General features: G+C 70.9%; 20 protein-coding genes. 8 read left to right on the top strand and 12 right to left on the bottom strand.

The window, feature by feature from the left end:
* Positions 1-123: 123 nt before the first annotated feature.
* Positions 124-903 carry an SDR family NAD(P)-dependent oxidoreductase gene (locus OUA97_RS12265; RefSeq protein WP_267232175.1) on the bottom strand — a complete coding sequence of 260 codons (780 nt, stop codon included), beginning with the start codon at positions 901-903 and terminating at the stop codon, positions 124-126.
* 57 nt (positions 904-960) lie between these two features.
* Here OUA97_RS12265 and OUA97_RS12260 point away from each other — a divergent pair, with 57 nt between their 5' ends.
* Entirely contained in the window at positions 961-1,389 is a 429-nt protein-coding gene (locus OUA97_RS12260; RefSeq protein WP_267232174.1) for a YkvA family protein, read from the top strand.
* Here OUA97_RS12260 and OUA97_RS12255 read toward each other — a convergent pair.
* The 4 genes from OUA97_RS12255 to OUA97_RS12240 all read right to left on the bottom strand — a co-directional run bounded on the left by OUA97_RS12255 (position 1,386) and on the right by OUA97_RS12240 (position 4,899).
* A complete protein-coding gene (locus tag OUA97_RS12255) occupies positions 1,386-2,258 on the bottom strand; it encodes a DMT family transporter (protein ID WP_267232181.1) in 873 nt (290 codons plus the stop codon). The genes OUA97_RS12260 and OUA97_RS12255 overlap by 4 nt on opposite strands.
* A 53-nt stretch (positions 2,259-2,311) precedes the next feature.
* The gene (locus OUA97_RS12250; RefSeq protein WP_267232173.1) at positions 2,312-3,166 is read right to left on the bottom strand and encodes an SDR family NAD(P)-dependent oxidoreductase; all 855 of its coding nucleotides are present in this window, start codon (positions 3,164-3,166) and stop codon (positions 2,312-2,314) included.
* A 92-nt stretch (positions 3,167-3,258) separates the two neighbouring features.
* Entirely contained in the window at positions 3,259-4,260 is a 1,002-nt protein-coding gene (locus tag OUA97_RS12245; protein WP_267232172.1) for an NADPH:quinone oxidoreductase family protein, read from the bottom strand.
* 108 nt (positions 4,261-4,368) lie between these two features.
* Positions 4,369-4,899 (bottom strand): hypothetical protein, encoded by a 531-nt coding sequence (locus OUA97_RS12240; RefSeq protein ID WP_267232171.1) that lies wholly within the window; start codon positions 4,897-4,899, stop codon positions 4,369-4,371.
* A gap of 116 nt (positions 4,900-5,015) precedes the next feature.
* Here OUA97_RS12240 and coaBC point away from each other — a divergent pair, with 116 nt between their 5' ends.
* On the top strand, positions 5,016-6,209 hold the full coding sequence (gene coaBC, locus OUA97_RS12235) for a bifunctional phosphopantothenoylcysteine decarboxylase/phosphopantothenate--cysteine ligase CoaBC (RefSeq protein WP_267232180.1): 1,194 nt from the start codon (positions 5,016-5,018) through the stop codon (positions 6,207-6,209).
* 6 nt (positions 6,210-6,215) lie between these two features.
* Here the strand turns inward: coaBC and OUA97_RS12230 are convergent, their stop codons facing one another.
* Genes OUA97_RS12230 through OUA97_RS12220 form a run of 3 tightly spaced genes read right to left on the bottom strand, consistent with a single transcriptional unit; the run spans position 6,216 to position 7,822 of the window.
* Positions 6,216-6,671: a hypothetical protein gene (locus OUA97_RS12230; protein ID WP_267232170.1), complete on the bottom strand. Its 456-nt coding sequence runs from the start codon at positions 6,669-6,671 to the stop codon at positions 6,216-6,218.
* 21 nt (positions 6,672-6,692) lie between these two features.
* Positions 6,693-7,070, bottom strand: coding sequence for a c-type cytochrome (locus tag OUA97_RS12225; RefSeq protein ID WP_267232169.1), 378 nt, complete (start codon positions 7,068-7,070; stop codon positions 6,693-6,695).
* A gap of 14 nt (positions 7,071-7,084) precedes the next feature.
* Positions 7,085-7,822, bottom strand: coding sequence for a GntR family transcriptional regulator (locus tag OUA97_RS12220; RefSeq protein ID WP_267232168.1), 738 nt, complete (start codon positions 7,820-7,822; stop codon positions 7,085-7,087).
* Positions 7,823-7,919: 97 nt separating this feature from the next.
* Here OUA97_RS12220 and OUA97_RS12215 point away from each other — a divergent pair, with 97 nt between their 5' ends.
* From OUA97_RS12215 to OUA97_RS12195, 5 genes are all read left to right on the top strand, one after another.
* Positions 7,920-9,488, top strand: coding sequence for an FAD-linked oxidase C-terminal domain-containing protein (locus tag OUA97_RS12215; RefSeq protein ID WP_267232167.1), 1,569 nt, complete (start codon positions 7,920-7,922; stop codon positions 9,486-9,488).
* Between the two features lie 2 nt (positions 9,489-9,490).
* Entirely contained in the window at positions 9,491-10,708 is a 1,218-nt protein-coding gene (locus OUA97_RS12210; protein ID WP_267232166.1) for an FAD-binding protein, read from the top strand.
* A complete protein-coding gene (glcF, locus tag OUA97_RS12205; protein ID WP_267232165.1) occupies positions 10,708-12,003 on the top strand; it encodes a glycolate oxidase subunit GlcF in 1,296 nt (431 codons plus the stop codon). The genes OUA97_RS12210 and glcF overlap by 1 nt, the downstream gene beginning before the upstream one ends.
* Positions 12,000-12,281 carry a hypothetical protein gene (locus tag OUA97_RS12200; RefSeq protein WP_267232164.1) on the top strand — a complete coding sequence of 94 codons (282 nt, stop codon included), beginning with the start codon at positions 12,000-12,002 and terminating at the stop codon, positions 12,279-12,281. The genes glcF and OUA97_RS12200 overlap by 4 nt, the downstream gene beginning before the upstream one ends.
* A 71-nt stretch (positions 12,282-12,352) precedes the next feature.
* Positions 12,353-14,368: a TonB-dependent receptor plug domain-containing protein gene (locus OUA97_RS12195; protein WP_267232163.1), complete on the top strand. Its 2,016-nt coding sequence runs from the start codon at positions 12,353-12,355 to the stop codon at positions 14,366-14,368.
* Here the strand turns inward: OUA97_RS12195 and dut are convergent.
* The 4 genes from dut to dapB all read right to left on the bottom strand — a co-directional run bounded on the left by dut (position 14,365) and on the right by dapB (position 19,136).
* Positions 14,365-14,811, bottom strand: coding sequence for a dUTP diphosphatase (gene dut, locus OUA97_RS12190; protein ID WP_267232179.1), 447 nt, complete (start codon positions 14,809-14,811; stop codon positions 14,365-14,367). The two genes, OUA97_RS12195 and dut, sit on opposite strands and share 4 nt — an antisense overlap.
* Before the next feature lie 106 nt (positions 14,812-14,917).
* On the bottom strand, positions 14,918-16,861 hold the full coding sequence (locus tag OUA97_RS12185) for an alpha/beta hydrolase family protein (RefSeq protein ID WP_267232178.1): 1,944 nt from the start codon (positions 16,859-16,861) through the stop codon (positions 14,918-14,920).
* Positions 16,862-16,938: 77 nt separating this feature from the next.
* Positions 16,939-18,366 (bottom strand): amidase family protein, encoded by a 1,428-nt coding sequence (locus OUA97_RS12180; protein ID WP_267232162.1) that lies wholly within the window; start codon positions 18,364-18,366, stop codon positions 16,939-16,941.
* Positions 18,366-19,136, bottom strand: coding sequence for a 4-hydroxy-tetrahydrodipicolinate reductase (gene dapB / locus OUA97_RS12175; protein WP_267232177.1), 771 nt, complete (start codon positions 19,134-19,136; stop codon positions 18,366-18,368). The genes OUA97_RS12180 and dapB overlap by 1 nt, the downstream gene beginning before the upstream one ends.
* 178 nt (positions 19,137-19,314) lie before the next feature.
* On the opposite strand from dapB, the gene OUA97_RS12170 reads away from it, so the two are divergent.
* Positions 19,315-20,742: a DUF4173 domain-containing protein gene (locus tag OUA97_RS12170; RefSeq protein WP_267232161.1), complete on the top strand. Its 1,428-nt coding sequence runs from the start codon at positions 19,315-19,317 to the stop codon at positions 20,740-20,742.
* Positions 20,743-20,746: the final 4 nt, after the last annotated feature.

Raw genomic sequence — 20,746 nt, 5'->3', positions numbered from 1 at the left:
TTTTTTTTTTTTTTTTTTTTTTTTTTTTTTTTTTTTTTTTTTTTTTTTTTTTTTTTTTTTTTTTTTTTTGTTTTTTTTTTTGGGGGGGGGGGCGGGGGGGGGGGCCCCCCCTCGCCGGGCTGCTTAGCGGGGCGCCATCCGGATGGCGCCGTCGAGACGGACGTCTTCGCCATTGAAGTAGCCGTTGGTGATCATCTCCAGGGCCAGCGAGGCGTAGTCCTCGGCGTTGCCGAGGCGCTTGGGGAACGGCACCGACTGGGCCAGGGCTTCCTTCACCTGCGGCGGCGCGGCGTTCATCAGCGGCGTGTTGAAGATCCCCGGCAGGATGGTGTTCACGCGGATGCCGTCGCCGGACAGGTCGCGGGCGATCGGCAGGGTCATGCCGACCACGCCGCCCTTGGACGCCGAATAGGCCGCCTGGCCCATCTGGCCGTCCTCGGCCGCGACCGAGGCGGTGTTGACGATGGCGCCGCGCTCGCCGTCGATCGGCTCCAGGTCCAGCATGCCCTTCGCCGACTTGGCGATGCAGCGGAAGGTGCCGACCAGGTTGATCTGGATGATCAGATTGAAGGCGTCGAGCGGGAAGTGCTTGGCCTCGCCGGTCTGCTTGTCGCGGCTGGCGGTCTTGATGGCGTTGCCGGTGCCGGCGCAGTTGACCAGGATGCGCTCCTGGCCGTGGGCGGCGCGGGCCTTGGCGAAGGCCGCGTCGACTTCTTCCTCGGAGGTCACATTGACCTTGCAGAAGACGCCGCCCACTTCCTTGGCCACGGCTTCGCCCTTGGCTTCGTTCATGTCGAAGATGGCGCACTTCACGCCCTGGGCGGCCAGGGCGCGGACGGTGGCCTCGCCGAGGCCGGAGGCGCCGCCGGTCACGACCGCAGCGATGGAGGAATCGAGTTTCATGGACGCTTGGCTCCCGTTCACGTCTAATAGGGTCTCGTTATCCGAGGCTTTAGCCCGATGAGCGCGGACTCAAAAGCGTCACCCCACGTCAACGGCGAGGCTTTCGACGCCAAGCAGGCCTTGGACCCGTCGCGGGCGCTGACGCCGGCCGTGGCGCGGGTCAACGAGCGCCGCGTGGCCCGCGGCTTCTGGCCGAAGATCCGGCGGGTGGCGGCCAAGGTTCCGTTCGCCGGCGACGCCCTGTCGGTATGGTTCTGCGCCAAGGATCCGACCACCCCGACCACGGCCAAGGCGATGATGATGGCGGGCCTCGCCTATTTCGTGCTGCCGACCGACGCCATCCCCGACGTGCTGGCGGTGGTCGGGTTCACCGACGACGCGGCGGTGTTCGCCGCCCTGCTGGCTGTCGTCGGCCGCCACCTGAAGCCCAAGCACAAGGCCGAGGCGATGGAGGTGCTGGAGCGCATGAAGCGCCAGGACGACTAGCCTGACGCTTCATCCCCCGCGGTGGCCCGGCGTGCGGCCCGGCTGATCGCGGCCTCGCGCCAGGTGATCAATAGGGTCGAGGCGACCACCACCCCGGCGCCGGCGATGGTCCAGATGGTCGGAATTTCGTGAAACAGGGTCACCCCGACGATCACCGTGAACACCAGGCGAATGTAGTCGATCGGGGCCATGGCCGCGGCGTCGCCGATGGCCATCCCCTTGATGTAGCAGCCCTGGGTGATGGTCCCGAGCACGCCCATCGCCGCTAGCAGCGCCAGGTCGACAGGCTCAGGCCAGCGCCAGGTGAAGATCGCCCCGGGGATGCCCATGACCAGGCCGAGGGTCGCGGCCCAGACCAGCAGCACCGTCGGCGAGTGGTCGCGGGTCATCACCTTCATGCCGGTGATCGTCAGGGCGAACAGGAACGACGAGGCCAGCATCGCTGCGGCCGGCCAGCCGATGGCGAAATCGCCCCCGACCCCGGGCCGCAGCATGATCAGCACGCCGATGAAGCCGATCACCGCGGCGCCGATGCGCAGCGGCCCGACCGTCTCGCGCACCACCAGCGCGGCCAGCGGCACCAGCCAGAGGGTGCGGGTGAACGACAGCGCATTGGCGTCGGCCAACGGCATCTTCTGGAAGGCGTAGAACGACAGGATCATCCCCAGCGTGCCGGCGGCCGAGCGGAAGATCAGGATGCCCGGCCGCGTGGTGGCGAAGGCCGCCCCGCGCCGCTTGAGGATAATCGGCAGCAAAACGATGAAGCCGGCCAGCTGCCGGTAGAAGGTCTGCAGCGCGGCCGGATAGTCGTCGCCCAGATACTTGATCAGGGTGGTCATCGCCGTGAAGCCGACCGCCGAGGCGACCATCCAGAGGGCCCCCTCGACGTTATGGTCGAGTCGCGGCTTGCCGGCGCTCTCGCTCAAGACTGGGCCGGCGGCGTCAGGTCGCCGAGGATGGTGGCGAACGGCGAGACCATGTTGGGATCCCACGAATGGCGGCCGCCGACGGTGATGCCGCCGTCGACGACGATGTGGGTCCCGGACACGAAGGCCGCGGCGTCGGAGGCCAGATAGAGCGCGGCCTGGGCGATGTCGTCGGGCAGGCCGGCCTTCGGCACCGGCTGGGCGGCGGCGGCGTTCTCGGCGACGCGGGCCGCCATCTGGTCGGCGACCTCGCGCGGCAGGCCGAAGGAGGCGCCGAAGATCGAGGTGGCGATCAGGCCCGGGCAGATCGCGTTGACGCGGATCTTCTGCGGCGACAGCTGGGCGGCGGCCACGCGGCTCATGTGGATGACGCCGGCCTTGGCGGTCGAATAGGCGATGGGGCCGAAGCCGGCCTGCAGTCCGGCGATCGAGGCGGTGTTGATGATCGATCCGCCGCCGCGCTCCAGCATTAGGGGAACGGCGTGCTTCATGCCCAGGGCGGGGCCGCGCACGAGAATGTCGAAGATCCAGCTCCAGCCGTCGGCGGTGATCTCGCCGATCGAGGTCATGCGGTCGGAGATGCCGGCGTTGTTGAACAGGATGTCGAGGCCGCCGAACTCGGTCTTGGCCTTCTGCAGCGCGGCCTCGATCTCGGCCTCGCTGGTGACGTCGCAGTGGGCGTAGGCGACCTGGCCGGGGAAGCGCTTCTCCAGCATCGCGCCCTTTTCGTCCTGGATGTCGGCCGCCACGACCTTGGCGCCTTCGGCGACGAACAACTCGACCGCGCCGAGCCCGATTCCCGATGCGCCGCCGGTGATCAGCGCCACCTTGCCGTCCAGACGTCCCGCCATGTTTGCCTCCCGATCTTTTTATATGATCGGCGATAACTAGAGCGGGGCAGGGGAAAGTGGAAGCCGTTTCGGCGGCTTCCACTCCAGCTTCGTCAGTCGACGGTGACGACGACCTTGCCCATGGCCTTGCGGCTGCCCAGGTGGGCGATGGCGTCGGCGCCGCGCTCGAGCGGGAAGCGCTCGGAGACGTGCGGCTTGACCTTGCCCTGGGCGTAGAGCTCGAGCAGCTCGTCGATGCTCTTGGCGAACAGCTCGGGATTGCGCGCCGCCCAGGTGCCCCAGAACACGCCGACGATCTGGCAGCCCTTCAGCAGCGCCAGGTTCAGCGGAATCTTCGGAATGTCGCCGGCCGCGAAGCCGACCACCAGATAGCGGCCTTCCCAGGCGATCGCGCGCAGGGCCGGCTCGGCGTAGTCGCCGCCGATGGCGTCATAGATTACGTCGAAGCCCTGTTCGCCGCCGGCTTCCTTGAACAGCTGACCGAGCGCCTTCTGGCCGTCGCGGTCGAACGGGCCGCGGCCGTAGACGATCCCGGAGTCGGCGCCGTGCTTGATGGCCAGGTCGACCTTTTCCTGGCTGGAGCAGGCCGCGATGACGCGCGCGCCCATCGCCTTGCCCAGCTCGACGGCCGCCAGGCCGACGCCGCCGGCCGCGCCCAGCACCAGCAGGGTTTCGCCGGCCTTCAGGTCGGCGCGGTCCTTCAGCGCGTGCCACGAGGTGCCGTAGGTCAGGATGAACGCCGCGGCGATGTCGTGCGGCATGGAGTCGGGGATGTGCCACAGTCGGTTGGCCGGCAGCAGGACTTCCTCGGCCATGCCGCCCGAGCCGGTGTTGGCCAGGATGCGGTCGCCGACCTTGACGTTGGTGACGCCTTCGCCGACCGCCTTGACCACGCCCGAGAGCTCGCCGCCGGGCGAGAACGGACGGGGCGGCTTGGCCTGGTACTTGTCCTCGATCATCAGCACGTCGGGAAAGTTCACGCCCACGGCCTTGACCGAGATCACCGCGTGGCCGGGCTTGGCCTCCGGCGCGGGAACGTCCTCGTAAACCAGGGTTTCGGGTCCGCCCGTCACCTTGCTGAGCACCGCTTTCATGTCCGTCTCCCGCGTCTGCAATTGCTGGGCGCGGACGCTAGCGCAGGGGCGGAAGCGGCGAAAGAGGCGGTTCGAACATTTGTTTGATTGCCGCCCTCCGCCCAGCCGTCAGCTTTCGCCGTTGTCCCCGCTGCGGCGGGTGGCCTGCCGCGCCAGGCGGGATTTCTGCTCGTCCCAATAGGCCGCACCCTCGTCGGGCTTGAACATGGTGCGCGGCGCGCCGTCCTTGCTGGCGACGGCGAAGACGTTGCCCTTGGGATCGTAGAGTAAGACGTCGCCGTTGGCGCGGGTCAGGCGCTGGGTCCCGGCCGGGGGCGTCTCGATGAAGGCGTGGGCCTTGCGCACGAAGTCGTCGAGGTCGCGGGCGCCGAACGCCTCGCCGTTGCGGTCGAAGGCGCGCTGGGCGTTCTCCTCTGCAGTGCCGCGGCGGCTGGCCGACCAGATCGGGCGGCCGTCGAGCTCGCGCACCGGCGCATTGCGACTCTCGGTCTGCCGAGGCGTGGACGGCGCGGCGGCGAACTGGCGCGCCTCCGACGCCGACGGCGCCTCGTCCTTCTGGGCGACGGCGGAGGGCCGCTCGCAGGCGGCGGTCAGGATCAGGGCCAGGCCCAGGCTCAACGCAATCTTGTACTCAGCCATCCGTCGTCTCCCTCTCACGGCCAAGTTGTGGAACAAATTAAGAACGGAAACCGACGTTTGTCCAGCCGCTTCGTATGGCCTATGACCGAGCGACCATTGCGGAGGGGCACGAAGCCTTGTCGGACAAGCGGATTCTCCTGATCGTCGGCGGCGGCATCGCGGCCTACAAGACACTGGAATTGACCCGGCTGCTGCGCAAGGCGGGCGTCGGCGTGCGGCCCATCCTGACCAAGGCGGGCGAGCAGTTCGTCACCCCGCTGTCGCTGGCCGCGATCAGCGAGGACAAGGTCTATTCCGAGCTGTTCTCGCTGACCGACGAGGCCGAGATGGGGCATATCGAGCTGTCGCGCTCGGCCGACCTGGTCGTCGTCGCTCCGGCCACCGCCGATCTGATCGCCAAGACCGTGCACGGCCACGCCAGCGACCTGGCCTCCACCACCCTGCTGGCCACGGACAAGCCGGTGCTGATGGCGCCGGCGATGAACGTGCGCATGTGGGAGCATCCGGCCACTCGCCGCAACGTCGCCCAGCTGAAGGCCGACGGGGTGCTGTTCGTCGGGCCTGACGAAGGGGCGATGGCCTGCGGCGAATACGGCTTTGGCCGGCTGGCCGAACCGCCGGCGATCTTCGAGGCGATCATGGCCGCCCTGGCCGGCCCTGCGGCGCGGCCGCTGGCGGGCAAGCGGGCCATCGTCACCGCCGGACCGACCGCCGAGCCCATCGATCCCGTCCGTGTACTGACGAACCGGTCGAGCGGAAAGCAGGGCTTTGCGATCGCACAGGCCCTGGCCGAACTCGGCGCCGAGGTGACTCTGGTCGCCGGCCCGGTCGCCGTGCCGACCCCGGCGGGGGTCAGGCGGGTCGACATCGAGACCGCGCGCGAGATGCTGGCCGCCTGCGAGGCGGCGCTGCCGGCGGACATCGCCGTGTGCGTGGCGGCGGTCTCCGACTGGCGCCCGGAGAGCGCGGCGGGGACCAAGATGAAGAAGGGCGCCGACGGCCCGCCGGCGATCACCCTGGTCGAGAACCCCGACATCCTGGCGACCCTGTCGCAGTCGGCGCGGCGGCCGGGGCTGGTGGTCGGCTTCGCGGCCGAGACCAACGACGTCGAGGCGTACGCCAGGGCCAAGCTGGCCAAGAAGGGCTGCGACTGGATCGTCGCCAACGACGTCAGCATCGCCGGCACCATGGGCGGCGACGACAACGCCGTCTCGATCGTCACCAAGGACGGAGTCGAGCGCTGGGACCGCACCGCCAAGTCCGAGGTCGCCCGCAAGCTGGCCGAACGGATGGCGCAGGCGCTGGGCTGAAGCGGCTCAGGCCCGCGCCTTTTCCAGGGCGCAGAGCAGCAGCACCGCGCGGCGGACCAGATCGCAGGTCCGCATGTGCAGGGCGTCCAGCGCCTTGTCGCCGGCTGCCGGTTGCGGCGCGGCGGACACGTCGAGCTGACCCAGGCCCATGCGGCTTAGGCTGGCGCGGGCCAGGTCCTGCAGCGCCGCCTGCCGGCGATGGGCGAGCGCCCGCACCTCAGCGGCGAGCGCCGCGGCCTCGCCGCCGAGGCGTTCCAGCGCGTCGAGCCGCGGGCTCAGCGGTTGGTCGTAGGCGGCCTCGCCGCCGCCGACCTGCACGCAGCGCTCCAGGAAGTACTCAAGGAACGACCAGGTCTCCGAGAACGTCCCCAGCGCGTGGTAGTCGGGCGCGCGGCCCGCCTGGCAGGCATGCTGAAGCGCTCCGGCGGGGCGGGCGCCCGTCCGGAGGTCAACCGTGTTCATGGGGCACCTGGGGGTTGGCGGCTACTTCAGCGTGGCTAGGTAGGCGATGACCGCCGCGCGCTGCTCGGGGTTGGCGACCCCGACCAGCATCTTGGTGCCCGGCATGGTCGCGGCGGGCTTGGCTAGGTAGGCATCGAGATTGGCCGTGGTCCACGTCTGGCCCCAGCCAGTCATGGCCTTGGAGTAGGCGTAGCCCGGCACGGTCCCGGCCTTGCGCCCGATCATGCCCTTCAGCGGCGGACCGAGCTTGGCCGGGCCGCCGGGGGCGATCGCGTGACAGGTTCCGCACTGCTGTTTGAACACCGTCTCGCCCTGAGCCGGCGCGGCCGCCGCCGAGGAGGCCAGGCCGGCGGCGAGCGCGAATCCTGCAGCCAGGCGAAGGAGAGTGTGATCGGTCATCGCGGTGATCCTGCTCATCGTGCTGAGGTGCGGCGCTTCGGCCGCGAGCGGTCAACGGCCGGCTCGTCGGTCCGTTGCGTCGCGGCGAAGCTGGAGAACCTCTCCGGCTCGTCATAGGAGACCCTCAGGTGTGCAATCACGGCATCCTCTGGTGAGACGCTGGAGCGGCCCAAAACCACATCCAGCAGTCCGCGATGCCGGTTCAGCCGCCACTTGATGGTTTCGCCGCGGTCCTGAGCGGCGTGGGCGAAGAGGACGGTGCACAGGGAGTCCAGAGTGCGCGCCAGGTAGGGATTGCCCGACAGCGCCCAAATCTCGCGGTGGAACTCGAAGTCGGTGGTGGCCCCGGCCGGGCGGTCGCCGACCTCCCAGGCCTCCATCTGCTCGACCATGGCGGTAAGCTTCGCGGCCGTGGCCTTGGTCATGTTGGCTTGGCAGAGCCGCAGGGCCTCGGCCTCCAGCACCACGCGGATGCTGTTGATGCGCTGTACGTCCTCGGGCGTCAGCTTGGTCACGAACATGCCGCGGCGGGCGTGGTTGGTGACCAGCCCGCTCTCCTGCAGCTGCATCAGCGCCTCGCGGATCGGGATGCGGCTGATGGCGAACTCGCGCGCCAGCTGGCTCTCGTTGAGCCGCGAGCCGGGCGGGTAGCGGCCCGACAGGATCGCTTGGCGCAGCAAGCGCAGGATGTGCGACTTCAGCGTGGTCGGCGTGGCGCCATGCGGGTCGCCCAGGGGAAAATCGCCGTCCATCATCCACGCTCACTGCCCGGCTGCGGCGCCGGCTTTTCGTATTCAGTATACGAAATGGGCTCACCTAGGGGAAGCAGGCCGCGCTGCGGCGGTGGTCATGGCCGAGCGGCCGCGCTATGTCGAGCCGTCAGTTCGAGCGGGGAGGCCGGGCGGCCATGATGAGAACGGCGTCGCCGCCATGTTGATGCCCGCGCCCGACCAGGGGCTGCTGGCTCGCCGCGCCGAGTTCGTGGCGGCGTTGCGCGCCATCGTTCCCGGCGAAGGGGTGATCGACGACGACGCGGGTCTCGCCGCCTATGAGTGCGACGGCCTGACCGCCTACCGCCAGCGTCCGATGATCGTGGTGCTGCCCGAGACCGTCGATCAGGTCAGCCGGGTGCTGGCCTATTGCCACGGGGTGGGCCTGAAGGTCGTGCCGCGCGGGGCCGGGACCTCGCTGTCGGGCGGCTCGCTGCCGCTGGCCGACGGGGTGATCCTGGGCCTCGGAAAGTTCAACCGCATCCTCGACATCGACTACGCCAACCGTTGCGCCGTGGTGCAGCCGGGGGTGACCAACCTGTCGGTGACCCATGCGGTGGCGGGCGAGGGGTTCTACTACGCGCCAGACCCCTCCAGCCAGATCGCCTGCTCGATCGGCGGCAACGTCGCCGAGAACGCCGGCGGCGTGCACTGCCTGAAATACGGCATGACCACCAACAACCTGCTGGGCGTCGAACTGGTGCTGATCGACGGCACGGTGATGCGGCTGGGCGGCAAGCACCTGGACCCGCAGGGCCTCGACCTGCTGGGCGTGGTCTGCGGCTCGGAAGGGCTGCTCGGGGTGGTGACCGAGGTCACGGTCCGCATCCTGCAGGCGCCGGAGACACAGCGAGCCCTGCTGATGGGATTCCAGGACGTCGAAGAGGCCGGGGCCTGCGTGGCGGCGGTGATCGCCGCCGGGATCATTCCGGCGGGCATGGAGATGATGGACCGCCTGGCCATCGTCGCCGCCGAGGCGTTCGTGAAGGTCGGCTACCCGCTCGACGTCGAGGCGTTGTTGATCATCGAGCTGGACGGCCCGCCGGCCGAGGTCGACCACCTGATCGAGGTGGTGCGCGAGATCGGCGAGGGCTGCGGCGCCAGCTACCTGCGGATCTCGATGGACGAGGACGAGCGCAAGGGTTTCTGGGCCGGGCGCAAGGCGGCGTTCCCGGCGGTGGGGCGGATCTCGCCCGACTACTACTGCATGGACGGCACCATTCCGCGCGGAACCCTGCCACTGGTGTTGCGGCGGATGACCGAGCTGTCGGAGCGGTATGGCTTGCGCATCGCCAACGTCTTCCATGCCGGCGACGGCAACCTGCATCCGCTGATCCTCTATGACGCCGACATTCCGGGCGAACTGCACCGGGCCGAGGAGCTGGGCGCGGCGATCCTTACCCTCTGCGTGGAGGTCGGCGGGGTGCTGACCGGCGAGCACGGGGTGGGCGTCGAGAAGCGCGACCTGATGGAGGTGCAGTTCGGGCCGGCCGACCTCGACCAGCAGCAGCGGCTGAAGTGCGCCTTCGACGAGGACGGGCTGCTGAACCCCGGCAAGGTGTTTCCCAAGCTGTGCCGCTGCGCCGAGCTCGGCCGGGTGCACATCCATGGCGGCCAGGTCCGCTTCCCTGAACTGGATCGGTTCTGAGCGTGGTCTGGACACCCAAGGATGCGCCGGGCGCCGAGCAGGCCGTCAAGGACGCGCTGGCCAAAGGTCGGACCCTGGAGCTCGTCGGGACCGGCACGCGGCGCAGTTTCGGCCGGCCGGTCGAGGCCGACGTAAGCCTGGATCTTTCGGCGTTGCGCGGCGTCGTCACCTATCAACCCGAGGAGCTGATCCTGGCCGCGGGGCCGGCGACGCCGATGAGCGAGATCGCCGCCATGCTGGCCGAGCAGGGCCAATGCCTGGCCTTCGAACCGCCGGACTTCGGGCCGCTCTGGGGCCTGCCGGCAGGCCGGGGCACGCTGGGCGGCGCGATGATGACCGGGCGCGGCGGGCCGCGGCGGCTGACGGCCGGCGGGCCGCGCGACCACTGCCTGGGGCTGAAGGGCGTCAACGGCTTTGGCGAAGCATTCGCGGCCGGCGGCCGGGTGGTCAAGAACGTCACCGGCTTCGACGTCGCCAAGCTGGCCACCGGCAGTTTCGGCACGCTCTGCGTGATCACCGAGCTGACCCTGAAGGTGCTGCCCGCGCCGCCGCAGGCGCAGACCCTGGCGATCCGCGGCCTGACCGACGAGGCGGCGATGGGGGTGATGGCCAAGGCGCTCGGCTGCCCGGCCCAGGTCTCTTCGGCGGCGCACCTGCCGGTCGACGTCGCCGCGCGTTCGCAGGTCGGCGAGCTTTCGGCCGCGCAGGGACCTGTGACCCTGCTGCGGGTCGAGGGCGTGGGCCCGTCGGTGACGGCGCGGATCGCGCACCTGGCCGAAGTCCTCTCCAGCGAGACGCGGCAGGCGGTGCTGGACCGCGAGGCCTCGCAGCTGGCCTGGAAGGAGATCGCCGATGTGGCCTTCTTCGCCGGCGACGAGGGCCAGGTCTGGAAGCTCTCGGCTCCGCCGATGCTCGGCGCGGCGGTCGGGCGGCGTCTGGCCGACGAGCTGGCCGGGCGCTGCTTCTATGACTGGGGCGGCGGGGCGGTATGGCTGGAGCTTCCGGTCGCGCCCGATGCTCACGCTGAGCGGGTGCGTGCGGTGCTCGCGCAGGTGGCCGGCGGCGACGGCCATGCGACCCTGATGCGCGCCGACGCCGCGGTGCGCGCGCAGGTCGCGCCGTTCCAGCCGCTGGCGGCGGGCGTCGCCGCGCTGACCGAGCGGGTGCGGGCGCAGTTCGATCCGCAGCGCATCTTCAATCCCGGCCGGATGTACGCCTGATGCAGACCAGCTTCTCGCCCGCGCAACTGGCCGACCCGGATACGGCGTCGTCGGAAAAGATCATCCGCACCTGCGTGCACTGCGGGTTCTGCACCGCGACCTGCCCGACCTTCCTGCTGCTGGGCGACGAACTCGACAGCCCGCGGGGCCGAATCTACCTGATGAAGGAGATGCTCGAGAAGGGGGGGCCGCCCTCGCCGCGGGCGGTCAAGCATGTCGACCGCTGCCTCTCCTGCCTGTCCTGCATGACTACCTGCCCGTCGGGCGTGAACTACATGCACCTGGTCGATCACGCGCGCGCCTATATCGAAGAGCATCATGTTCGTCCGTGGCCGGAGCGTTTCCTGCGGGCGATGCTGGCGCGGGTGCTGCCGGACCGCGCGCTGTTCCGCTGGGCGCTGCGGCTGGCGCAGGTCGGGCGGCCGTTCGCCGGCCTGCTGCCGGGACGGCTGAAGGGCATGGCGGCCATGGCGCCGGCGCGGCTGCCGCCGCCCGATCCCGCGGAAAAATCTCAGGTTTTCAAGGCCGTCGGCGAGCGCCGGGCACGGGTGGCGTTGTTGGCCGGCTGCGCGCAGCCGGTGCTGGCGCCGGAGATCAACGCCGCTGCGATCCGGCTGTTGAACCGCCTGGGGGTCGAGGTGGTCACCGCGCCCGGATCGGGCTGCTGCGGGGCGTTGCCGCACCACCTGGGCAAGGCCGATCGCTCGCACCTGCTGGCCCAGGCCAACATCGCCGCCTGGATGCGCGAGATCGATGGCGAGGGGCTCGACGCGATCATCGTCACCGCCTCCGGATGCGGGACTACCGTGAAGGATTACGGCTTCGTCTTCCGGGAATCTGCCGAATGGGCCGAGCCGGCGGCCAAGGTCTCGGCCCTGGCCAAGGACATTACCGAGGTGCTTCAAGGACTTGGACCGCTGCCGCAGGTCGGGATCCCGCCGCTGCGGGTCGCCTACCACTCGGCCTGCTCGCTGCAGCACGGCCAGCAAATCGGCAATGTTCCCAAGGCCTTGCTGCAAGCGGCAGGTTTGACGATCGTCGAGCCGATCGAGCCGCACATCTGCTGCGGATCGGCCGGGACCTACAACCTCCTGCAGCTGGAGCTGGCCGGACGCTTACGCGAGCGCAAGGTCGCCAATCTTGAGGCGACCAAGCCTGACGTCATCGCCGCCGGCAACATCGGCTGCCTGACCCAGATCGCCGGGGGCTCGCGGGTGCCGGTGGTGCACACGGTCGAGCTGCTCGACTGGGCGGCCGGCGGCCCGGCGCCGGCGGCGCTGGCGGGGCGGGTGTGAGGCCGCTGGCCCTGGCCGTCCTGCTGGCGGCGAGCACGGCGTCCGCCCAGACCCCGGACGCGCTGCCGGCCGGGGCCGGACGCAGCGAGACGGTGCGGATCTGCACCGGCTGCCACGAGCCCGGGGTCATCGTCCATCGGACCCAGAAGACGGCGGCCTGGGCCGACATCGTCCAGGCCATGGTCGAAAAGGGCGCCGAGGCCTCGAGCGCCGAACAGGCGGCGATCATCGCGTACCTCCAGAAAGCGTTACCGCCGAAGGGCGATTTGGCGCCCTAAACCGCCGCTCGCGCCGTTTACACGCGCCGTACCCGGCCCTAGACCCGTCGCACGACCAGGGGAGGGGACGCGTGGGAGTACTGTCGATCGCCTTGATGGCCGCCGCGCTGGCGCAGGACGCCGGCGCCGCGCCCGCGGCGGGCGCCGATCAGGCGGTCACCAGCTACGACGCCGGCTTCTTCGCCGCCTCGCGGCCCGGCGACGCCAAGGCGATGATCGACCGCATCCCGGGCTTCGCCTTCGACGGCGGCGGCAGCGTGCGCGGGCTCTCCGGCGCGGCGGGCAATGTGCTGATCGACGGCCGCCGGCCCTCGTCCAAGAGCGACTCGTTGAGCGACGTGCTGGCCCGGATTCCGGCCGACCAGGTGGTCCGCATCGACGTGATCCGCGGCGGCGCGCCCGGGATCGACATGCAGCGCAAGCCGGTGGTGGCCAACGTCATCCGCGATCCGCGCGGCGGGGTCAGCGGCTCGGTCACGCTCAGCGATCAGCTGACCTTGGGCGATGCGCGCAACGAGACCGAGATCGCCGCCGACCTGGCCGCCCGGCTGGGCGCCCATGTGTTCGAGGCCGCCGCCAGCTACGAGCGCGGCGACAGCCACGATCGCCGCCGCACGCACCGGGTGCGCACGGCCGGCGACGGGCGGCTGCTGATCGACTCGCAGATCGACAGCGACAAGCCGGGCGAGGAGGTGGTCGGATCGGCCGCCTACGAGACCGCCCTGCCGCTCGGCGACGTGCGGCTGAACATCCGCGGCTATCGCGATGTCAGCGACGTGACCGAGCGCGACGCCTTCGATGTTCCCGCCGGCGCCGGCCTGTTGCGCGAGGCCTATCGCGGCGGCGGCGGCGAGTTCGGCGGCCGCTATGTCGCGCCGCTCGGCGGCGGCGTCGAGCTGGAGGCCATGGCGCTGCGGTCCTGGCGAACCAATGAGACGCGAGCGACCTCGACCAATGGCCCAAGGACCGTCGGCTATCGCCGCTTCGACGAATCCGGGGAGAGCGTCGGGCGCGCGGTGCTGCGCTTCCACGGCTGGGACGCGCTGTCGCTGGAGACAGGGCTGGAGGCCGCGTTCAACTGGCTGGAGGGCGACAGCGCCCTGATGGTCGGCGGCGCCCTGGTCCCCGCCCCCGGATCCCAGGCCCGGGTCGAAGAACGCCGCGGCGAAGGTTTCGCCACCGGGGTCTGGCAGCCGTCGCCGGTGCTGGCGCTGGAGGCCGGCCTGCGGTTCGAGGCCTCGGTGCTCGATCCCGGACACGGCGAGGCGCAGGGTCTGGAGTTCGCCAAGCCGTCGGCGGCCCTGACCTGGACGCCGACGGCGCAACGTTTGATCCGTGTGCGGATCGAACGCGAGGTCGGGCAGCTGAACTTCAACGACTTCCTCGCCTCGGTGAACATGTACACCGGCGTGGTGACGGCTGGTGCGGGCCTGCTGGCGCCGACCCAGACCCTGCGCGCCGAGATCGCGTTCGAGCAGCAGTTCGCCGGCCGCGGGGCGCTGGCCGCGATCCTGCGCCAGGAGCAGGTGGAGGACGTGATCGGCCTGGCGCCGGTGGCCGGTCCCAACGGCCTGTTCGACGCGCGCAGCAATGTCGGCTCGGGGCTGCGCCAGGTGCTGGAGCTGAACTCCACGCTGCCGCTGGACGCCGGGGGCGTGCCGGGCGGCCTGCTGAAGGCCGGGCTGAAGGCCGTGCGTTCGGAAGTCGTCGACGCGGCGACCGGCGAGCCGCGCAGTTATTCGAACCAGTCGGCGCTGGAGTGGAACGCAGCCTTCACTCAGGACTTGCCGGCGTGGAACGCCACCTGGGGCGTCAACCTGTCGGGCTATACCGACAAGACCGCCTACCGGTTCGACGGCACGGAGGTCAGCGGCGCTGAGCCTTGGGCCTCGGCCTTCGTCGACTATTCGCCGCGCGCCGACGTGACCCTGCGGCTGGAGGTCAACAACCTGACGGCTCGCAGCGCCTGGAGCGAGCGCGACGTGCACGCCGGGCTGCGGCACGTCGCCGATCTCGTCTACGCCGAGCGGCGCGGCGAGGAGAGCTATCGCAACGTACGGCTCAGCGTCCGCAAGGCCTTCAACTAGACGCCGGTCGAGCCGTGGCCGCCGGCGCCGCGGACCGTGTCGTCCAGCTCATCGGCCTCGACCAGCGTCCACTGCGGGGCCGCCGCGATGATCCCCTGGGCGATGCGGTCGCCGCGGCGGACGTGAAAGGTCTCGGCCCCAAGGTTGATCAGGCAGACCAGGATCTCGCCGCGGTAGTCGCAGTCGACGGTGCCGGGAGCATTGACGATGGAGACGCCGTTCTTGGCGGCCAGGCCCGAGCGCGGGCGGATCTGCATCTCGTAGCCGATCGGCAGGGCGACGGCGAAGCCGGTCGGGATCAGGGCGCGGGCGTTCGGCTCGATGGTCACCGTCTCGCCCTCGGGCACGGCGGCGCGGAAGTCGAAGCCGGCGGCGCCGGCGGTGGCGTAGGCGGGCAGCGGCAGGTCGTGGTTGCCGTCCCAGCGCTTGAAGGTCGCCGTCATGGGCGTCAGGCCGCGGGGTTCAGTCATGGCTCTCGCCCTCCGATGATGCGTGGGGGCGGAATGCCAGAGGCCGGCCCCCGCCTCAAGGGCGAGAGCCGGCATCGGGTCAGTTGGTCGCCGGCAGATGCTTGGCGAGGAAGGCCTCCAGGGCCTGCAGCATCTGGGTGCGGGTGGCCGAGCGGGTCATGTAGTGGTTCTCGCCAGCCAGGACGACGTAGTCGACCGGCTTGCCGGCGGCCTTGAGGGCATTGGCCATCACCTGCGACTGCTGGGGGGCGACGACGGTGTCCTGGTCGCCGTGGACCAGCAGGATCGGGGCCGTGGCCTTGGTGACCAGCTGCGCCGGCGAGGTGGCGTTGAGCTTGCCCTTGTCGGCGGCGCCGAGCATCGCCCGCAACTCGCCGACCGTGGCGGAGTCGTCGCCCGAGGTCCGCCACAGCTGTTCGAGCCAAAGCCCGAGGTCGGAAATCCCCGAGACCGACGCGGCGCATTTGTAGGCCCCGGGATGCATGGTCGCCCCGGCCAAGGCCGCATAGCCGCCGAAGCTGGCGCCGACGACGCAGACCCGGCTTGCGTCGGCCTTGTCGGCGACGGCGGCGATCCCGTCGAGCAGGTCGGTCTGCATCTTGCCGCCCCACTCGCCGACGCCGGCCTGTTCGAAGGCGTCGCCAAAGCCCCAGGAGCCGCGGAACTGCGGCTGCAGCACCGCATAGCCGCGGGTGGCGAGGAACTGGGCGAGGTAGTCGAACTCGAACCCGTCGCGCGCGGTCGGGCCGCCGTGCGGCAGCACGATCAGCGGCGGCTTGGCGCCGGCCGCCAGGTCTGGCGGCAAGGTCAGATAGGCCGGAATTTCCAGGCCGTCGCGGGCCTTGTAAGTGATCCAGCTGGTCTGCCCGAAGGCGGCGTCCTTGAGTTCAGGATACTCTTCGCCCAAGGGCGAGAGCTCCTTGCGAGTCTTGTCGAACAGGTACCAGACGCCCGGCGACGACGGCGAGGCGGCCCGGACGATGAAGCGCGTGCGGTCGGTCGACCACTCCCAGAGCGTGACATCCTTGCCCTTGAAGGCTTTGGACAGCGCTGCGTGCGTCGCCCCCAGTTCGGCGTCGAGCCAGTTGTAGACCGGCCGTTCGGCCCCGCCGACAATGGCGACCGGAGCGATGCGATGGGGATCCCAGATCATATTGGGTGAGACCCCGTTCAGCGGCTGGCCGACCGGCTGGTCGGGGCCCCCGGCCAGCGGCTTGCGGACGATGCGGTCGCCAATGGCGAGGTAGATCGCGTCTTCGGGCGCCGAATAGCCCAGGTACTGACGACGGCTTTCGTAGTTGGGGCCTTGCCAGATCTGGGTCCAGGCCCGGGCGCCGGAGCGGGCGTAGATCTCGAACCTGTGGGTCAGCTCGTCGACGTCGAGGCGGACCTTCGCTTCACCGGCGGCGTTGAGCGCCCAGGTCACCGTGTCGGAATCGCCCCGCTCGACGCGCACGCCCTTGCCGGTGGCGGGATCGACCTTCATCAGCGCCGCGGCCCACCCTTCCGTGCCCTTGCGCTTGATGCGGGTGTCCATGCCGCTGTTGGCCTCGATTGGGGCCAGCCCCAGCACGTAGGCGCTGGCCGGCGGGCCGACGACGGCGCCGAGCACCGGCTGGCGGACGAGATACTGCGAGAAGGCGTCGCCTTCGAGCAGGCGCGAGACGGCCTGGCCCTGGGTGTTGATCGCGACGTTGCGCTCGAAGCGGTAGGCCAGGCGCGGGCCTTCCGACTTCCAGTAGGCCATGCGCGCCAGCACGTGGTCGTTGCCGGCCCAGCTCAGGCTGATCGCCTCGGCGTCGCCGAGCGCCAGCACCGGCATGTTCGGATCGTCGATGGTCGCGATCGAGACGAAGCGCTGTTCGGACGTGCCGCCCAGCAGGGCGACGCGGCGGCCGTCCGGCGAGATGGCGGTGTCGGCGACGGCCGGGACGCGGCCGAAAGCCGAGGCGGGCGGCGGCGCGGCGTGAGCCGCCGCGGCGAAACCAAGGACGCCCGCCGTTGCGGCGGCCGCCAGAACCATACGCTGCAAAACGCTTCCCCCCGGAATGCCCGCGACAAGGGTACACGTCGCAAGTCTACATTCAAGGGTTGCGAGCGTCAGCCCGGCGGCGGGGCGACGTAACCGCCGAGCGCCTCGTCGACCGCCTGGGCGATGGAGAGGGTGCGGGAGTCGGCGCCGTGCGGGCCGATGATCTGGGCGCCGACCGGCAGGCCGCCGGCGGCCAGGCCCGCGGGGATGGTGGTCACCGGCAGGTGGCAGGCGGTGGCCAGCGCGATCCAGTTCAGCATCGCCGGATAGGGAATGGTCCCGCCGTCGCTGGTCTTCAGCTTGCGGCCGGCGAACGGCCGGTGGTCGTGCGGGAAGGCGACGGTCGGGGCGACGGGGGCGAGGATGGCGTCGAAGGCCTCGAAGGCGTCCGACATGGTGGCGCGCAGCCGGGCGCGGACCTCGTCGGCGGCGATCCACTCGGCGTGGCTGGCGGTGTAGGCGCGGGTCAGGCCGGCCCAGGAGTCGCGGCCTGCGCCGAGCGCCAGGGCTAGGGCGGCGGGCCCGCGCATCCGGCGCAGGGCGGCCTGGGCGCGCGGCGGCATGTCGGTGGCGACCAGCGAGCCGAGCAGCACGCGATAGGCGTCCATCAGCTGGTCGAGCGGCGCCGGGGCGGAGATCGGCCGCACCTCGACCCCGGCGGCGCGCAGCCGGCCGGCGAGGTCCTCGAGCACCGCATGGATCTCCGGGTCGAGCGGGAAGCCGTCCAGCCATAGGCCGAGCTTGAGGGTCTTGAGGTCGGCGAGCTCGGCCTTGGCCGGGACGCCCTCGGCCAGGATCGAGAGCAGCAGCCGCAGGTCGCGGGCCGAGCGGGCCATCGGCCCGACGACGTTGAGGTCGCGCTCGGCGTGGGTTCCCGGCGCCGGCGGAACGTGCCCGACCTGGGAGACCAGGCCCCAGGTCGGCTTGTGCGAGAAGACGCCGCAGAAGCTGGCCGGGACGCGCAGCGAGCCGCCGATGTCCGAGCCGATCTCCAGGGCGGTGACGCCGGCGGCGAGGGCCGCGGCCGCTCCGCCGGACGAGCCGCCGGGGACGCGGGTCGGGTCCCAGGGATTGTTGGTCGCCCCATAGAGCGGATTGAACAACTGCCAGTCGGCGGCCATCACCGGGACGTTGGTCTTGCCCCAGATGACCGCCCCGGCCTTGCGGGCGGCGGCGACCACGGCGGCGTCGTCGGGTTTGCGCCGACGCAGGGCCTCTATTCCCGACGAAGCGGCCATGCCGATCACGTCGAAGGTGTCCTTGATGGTCATCGGCAGGCCGGTGAGCGGGCCGCCGGCCTTCTTGGCGCGCAGGTCGTCGGCGGCCTTGGCGAGATCGAGGGCGCGCTCGACGTCGGCGGCGATCACCGCGTTCAGCCGGGCGTGGGTCTGTTCGTGCCGGGCCAGGGCGAGCTTCAGCAGCTCGACGGCGGAGACCTCCTTGGCCCGGAGCGCCGACAGTTGACCGGTGGCGTCGCGGGCGAGGAGGTCGGCCATTACTTCAGCCCCAGGACGTCCTGCATGTCGTAGAGGCCGGGCGGCTGGCCGGCGACCCAGCGGGCGGCCTCGACCGCGCCGCGGGCGAACAGGCCGCGGTCGCGGGCCGAGTGGCTGAGGGTCAGGATCTCGTCCTCGGCCGCGAAGATCACCGAGTGCTCGCCGATGATCCCCCCGCCGCGGATGACGGAGAAACCGATCTCGCCGGTCGGGCGGGCGCCGGTGATGCCGTCGCGCACCCGCTGGGCGACGTCGGCCAGGGCGACCTGGCGGCCGCGGGCGGCGGCCTCGCCGAGCATGAGGGCGGTGCCGGACGGGGCGTCGACCTTGCGCTTGTGGTGGCTCTCGGTGACCTCGATGTCGTAGGCGTCGGCGTGCAGCGCCTTGGCGGCCTGGGCGACCAGGCCCATCAGCATGTTGACCCCCAGCGAGTAGTTGCCGGCGAACACGATCGGGATCGACTTCGCGGCGGCTTCGATGGCCTCGATCTCCTCGGGCGAGGCGCCGGTGGAGCCGATCACCAGGGCCGGGGCGCCGCGGGCGGCGGCGGCCCGGGCCAGGGCCACCGAGGCGGCCGGGGTGGTGAAGTCGATGACCACCTGGGCCTTTTGCAGCGCCTGCTCCACGGGCACGAGGCCCTCGCCCTCGACGCCCGGACGGTCGAAGCGGGCGGCCAGGCGCACGTCCTGGCGGCCGGAGACCACGGCGCTCACAGCCTGGCCCATGCGGCCGAGCGCGCCGGCCACGGCGATGTCGATGGGACTGGACAGGGGAGGACTCCGACGCGGCGAAAACTTGAGCGCGCTAGTCTCCCGTCCTGGCGGTCGCGGTCAAGGCTCCAGCCTGCACGGCTTCTGCACGGCAACGCCTTGGACCGTGGACGGGCGCTCCCGCAGGGCTGGAAGCGGGCCGGCGATAGCTGCAGCTCCCGCCATCGGAGCCGCCTGCATGACCGCCTACTCGTTCCGCCTCAAGGCCGTGCTGGCCGCCGGCCTGGTCGCCGCCGCCGACCTGCTGCTGTTCGACCACGAGATCGGGGCCAATCTCGGCCTGCTGATGCTGGCGGCGCTGGCCGTGGCGGTCGCGGCCCATCCGGAGAGCCGCCGAGACCGCCGGGCGCTGGCGGCGTTCGCGGTCGCCGGCGGGTTCAGCCTGCTGCTGATCGACCGGCCGGGGCTGATCGCCTGGCTCATGGCCGTGCTGGCGCTGGGCGTGGCGGTGCTGTCGCCGCGGGCCGATGGGCGCAGCGACGTCGCCGACTGGGCGCTGCGGCTACTGCGGGCCGGATTGACGTCGGTTCCGGCCCCGGTGTTGGACATCCGCCGCGCCGCGGCCAGGGGCGGGCGGCCGGGCGCGGTGCGGCGGGCGCTGGTCGCCGCGGCGCTGCCGGTGGTCGGCGGGGCGGTGTTCCTCAGCCTCTTCGTGCTGGCCAATCCGGTGATGGAGGCGGCGCTGGCGGCCTGGCGGCTGCCGCCGTTCTCGCTGGGCCGGCTGCTGTTCTGGATCTGGATGGCGATGATCGCCTGGGCGCTGCTGCGGCCGCGCGGGGCGCGCCGGCGGTTCACGCCGATCTGGCGCAGCCGCGAGCCGGGTAAGGCCTCGGCCTCTGTCGCCATCTCACTGGTGGTGTTCAACGGCCTGTTCGCGCTGCAGAACGGACTGGACCTGGCCTTCCTGTGGAGCGGCGCGCCGTTGCCGGAGGGGGTGAGCTTCGCCGAATACGCGCATCGCGGGGCCTATCTGCTGATCGTCACGGCGTTGCTGGCGGGAGCCTTCGTGCTGGTGTTCCTGCGGCCGGGCGCGGCGCAGAGCCGGGCGGTGCGCTGGCTGGTGATCGCCTGGGTCGGACAGAACCTGATGCTGGTGGCGTCCAGCGCCCTGCGCACGCTCGACTATGTCGCAGCCTACGGCCTGACCCAGCTGCGGATCTCGGCGCTGATCTGGATGGCGCTGGTCGCCCTGGGGCTGGTGCTGATCTGCGTGCGGCTGGTGCGGGACAAGAGCGCCAGCTGGCTGGTCGGGGCCAATGCGGCGGCGCTGGCGGTGGTGCTGAGCGCCGTGGCGATCGCTGACATCGGCGCGGTCGCGGCGGCCTGGAACGTGCGCCACGCCCGCGAGGTGACCGGCGACCTGCGCGATCCGAGCCTGGACGTCGTCCACCTGCGCGAACTGGGGCCGGCGGCGCTGGTCCCGCTGACCGAGCTGGCCGGCCGACCGCTGGCGCCGACCCTGGCCGCCGAGGTCCACGCGGCGCAGCAGGCGACGCGGGCCGAGCTGGCCGCGCGGCAGGCGCACTGGCGGACCTGGACCTGGCGCGGGCAGCGGCGCCTGGACGCGGCGGCCGCATTGACGGCGCCCGCGCAAGCCGGAACATGACGCG

This window comes from Phenylobacterium sp. 58.2.17, assembly GCF_026411515.1.
In the GTDB taxonomy this organism is placed as follows: domain Bacteria; phylum Pseudomonadota; class Alphaproteobacteria; order Caulobacterales; family Caulobacteraceae; genus Phenylobacterium.
This window is presented reverse-complemented; position numbering and strand designations above follow the sequence as displayed.

Coding starts and splice junctions, on each gene's coding strand:
- OUA97_RS12265 (WP_267232175.1), bottom strand. CDS start 903: ATGAAACTCGATTCCTCCATCGCTGCGGTCGTGACCGGCGGCGCCTCC.
- OUA97_RS12260 (WP_267232174.1), top strand. CDS start 961: ATGAGCGCGGACTCAAAAGCGTCACCCCACGTCAACGGCGAGGCTTTC.
- OUA97_RS12255 (WP_267232181.1), bottom strand. CDS start 2,258: ATGGTCGCCTCGGCGGTCGGCTTCACGGCGATGACCACCCTGATCAAG.
- OUA97_RS12250 (WP_267232173.1), bottom strand. CDS start 3,166: ATGGCGGGACGTCTGGACGGCAAGGTGGCGCTGATCACCGGCGGCGCA.
- OUA97_RS12245 (WP_267232172.1), bottom strand. CDS start 4,260: ATGAAAGCGGTGCTCAGCAAGGTGACGGGCGGACCCGAAACCCTGGTT.
- OUA97_RS12240 (WP_267232171.1), bottom strand. CDS start 4,899: ATGGCTGAGTACAAGATTGCGTTGAGCCTGGGCCTGGCCCTGATCCTG.
- OUA97_RS12230 (WP_267232170.1), bottom strand. CDS start 6,671: ATGAACACGGTTGACCTCCGGACGGGCGCCCGCCCCGCCGGAGCGCTT.
- OUA97_RS12225 (WP_267232169.1), bottom strand. CDS start 7,070: ATGACCGATCACACTCTCCTTCGCCTGGCTGCAGGATTCGCGCTCGCC.
- OUA97_RS12220 (WP_267232168.1), bottom strand. CDS start 7,822: ATGGACGGCGATTTTCCCCTGGGCGACCCGCATGGCGCCACGCCGACC.
- OUA97_RS12215 (WP_267232167.1), top strand. CDS start 7,920: ATGGCCGAGCGGCCGCGCTATGTCGAGCCGTCAGTTCGAGCGGGGAGG.
- glcF (WP_267232165.1), top strand. CDS start 10,708: ATGCAGACCAGCTTCTCGCCCGCGCAACTGGCCGACCCGGATACGGCG.
- dut (WP_267232179.1), bottom strand. CDS start 14,811: ATGACGGCGACCTTCAAGCGCTGGGACGGCAACCACGACCTGCCGCTG.
- OUA97_RS12185 (WP_267232178.1), bottom strand. CDS start 16,861: ATGGTTCTGGCGGCCGCCGCAACGGCGGGCGTCCTTGGTTTCGCCGCG.
- OUA97_RS12180 (WP_267232162.1), bottom strand. CDS start 18,366: ATGGCCGACCTCCTCGCCCGCGACGCCACCGGTCAACTGTCGGCGCTC.
- OUA97_RS12170 (WP_267232161.1), top strand. CDS start 19,315: ATGACCGCCTACTCGTTCCGCCTCAAGGCCGTGCTGGCCGCCGGCCTG.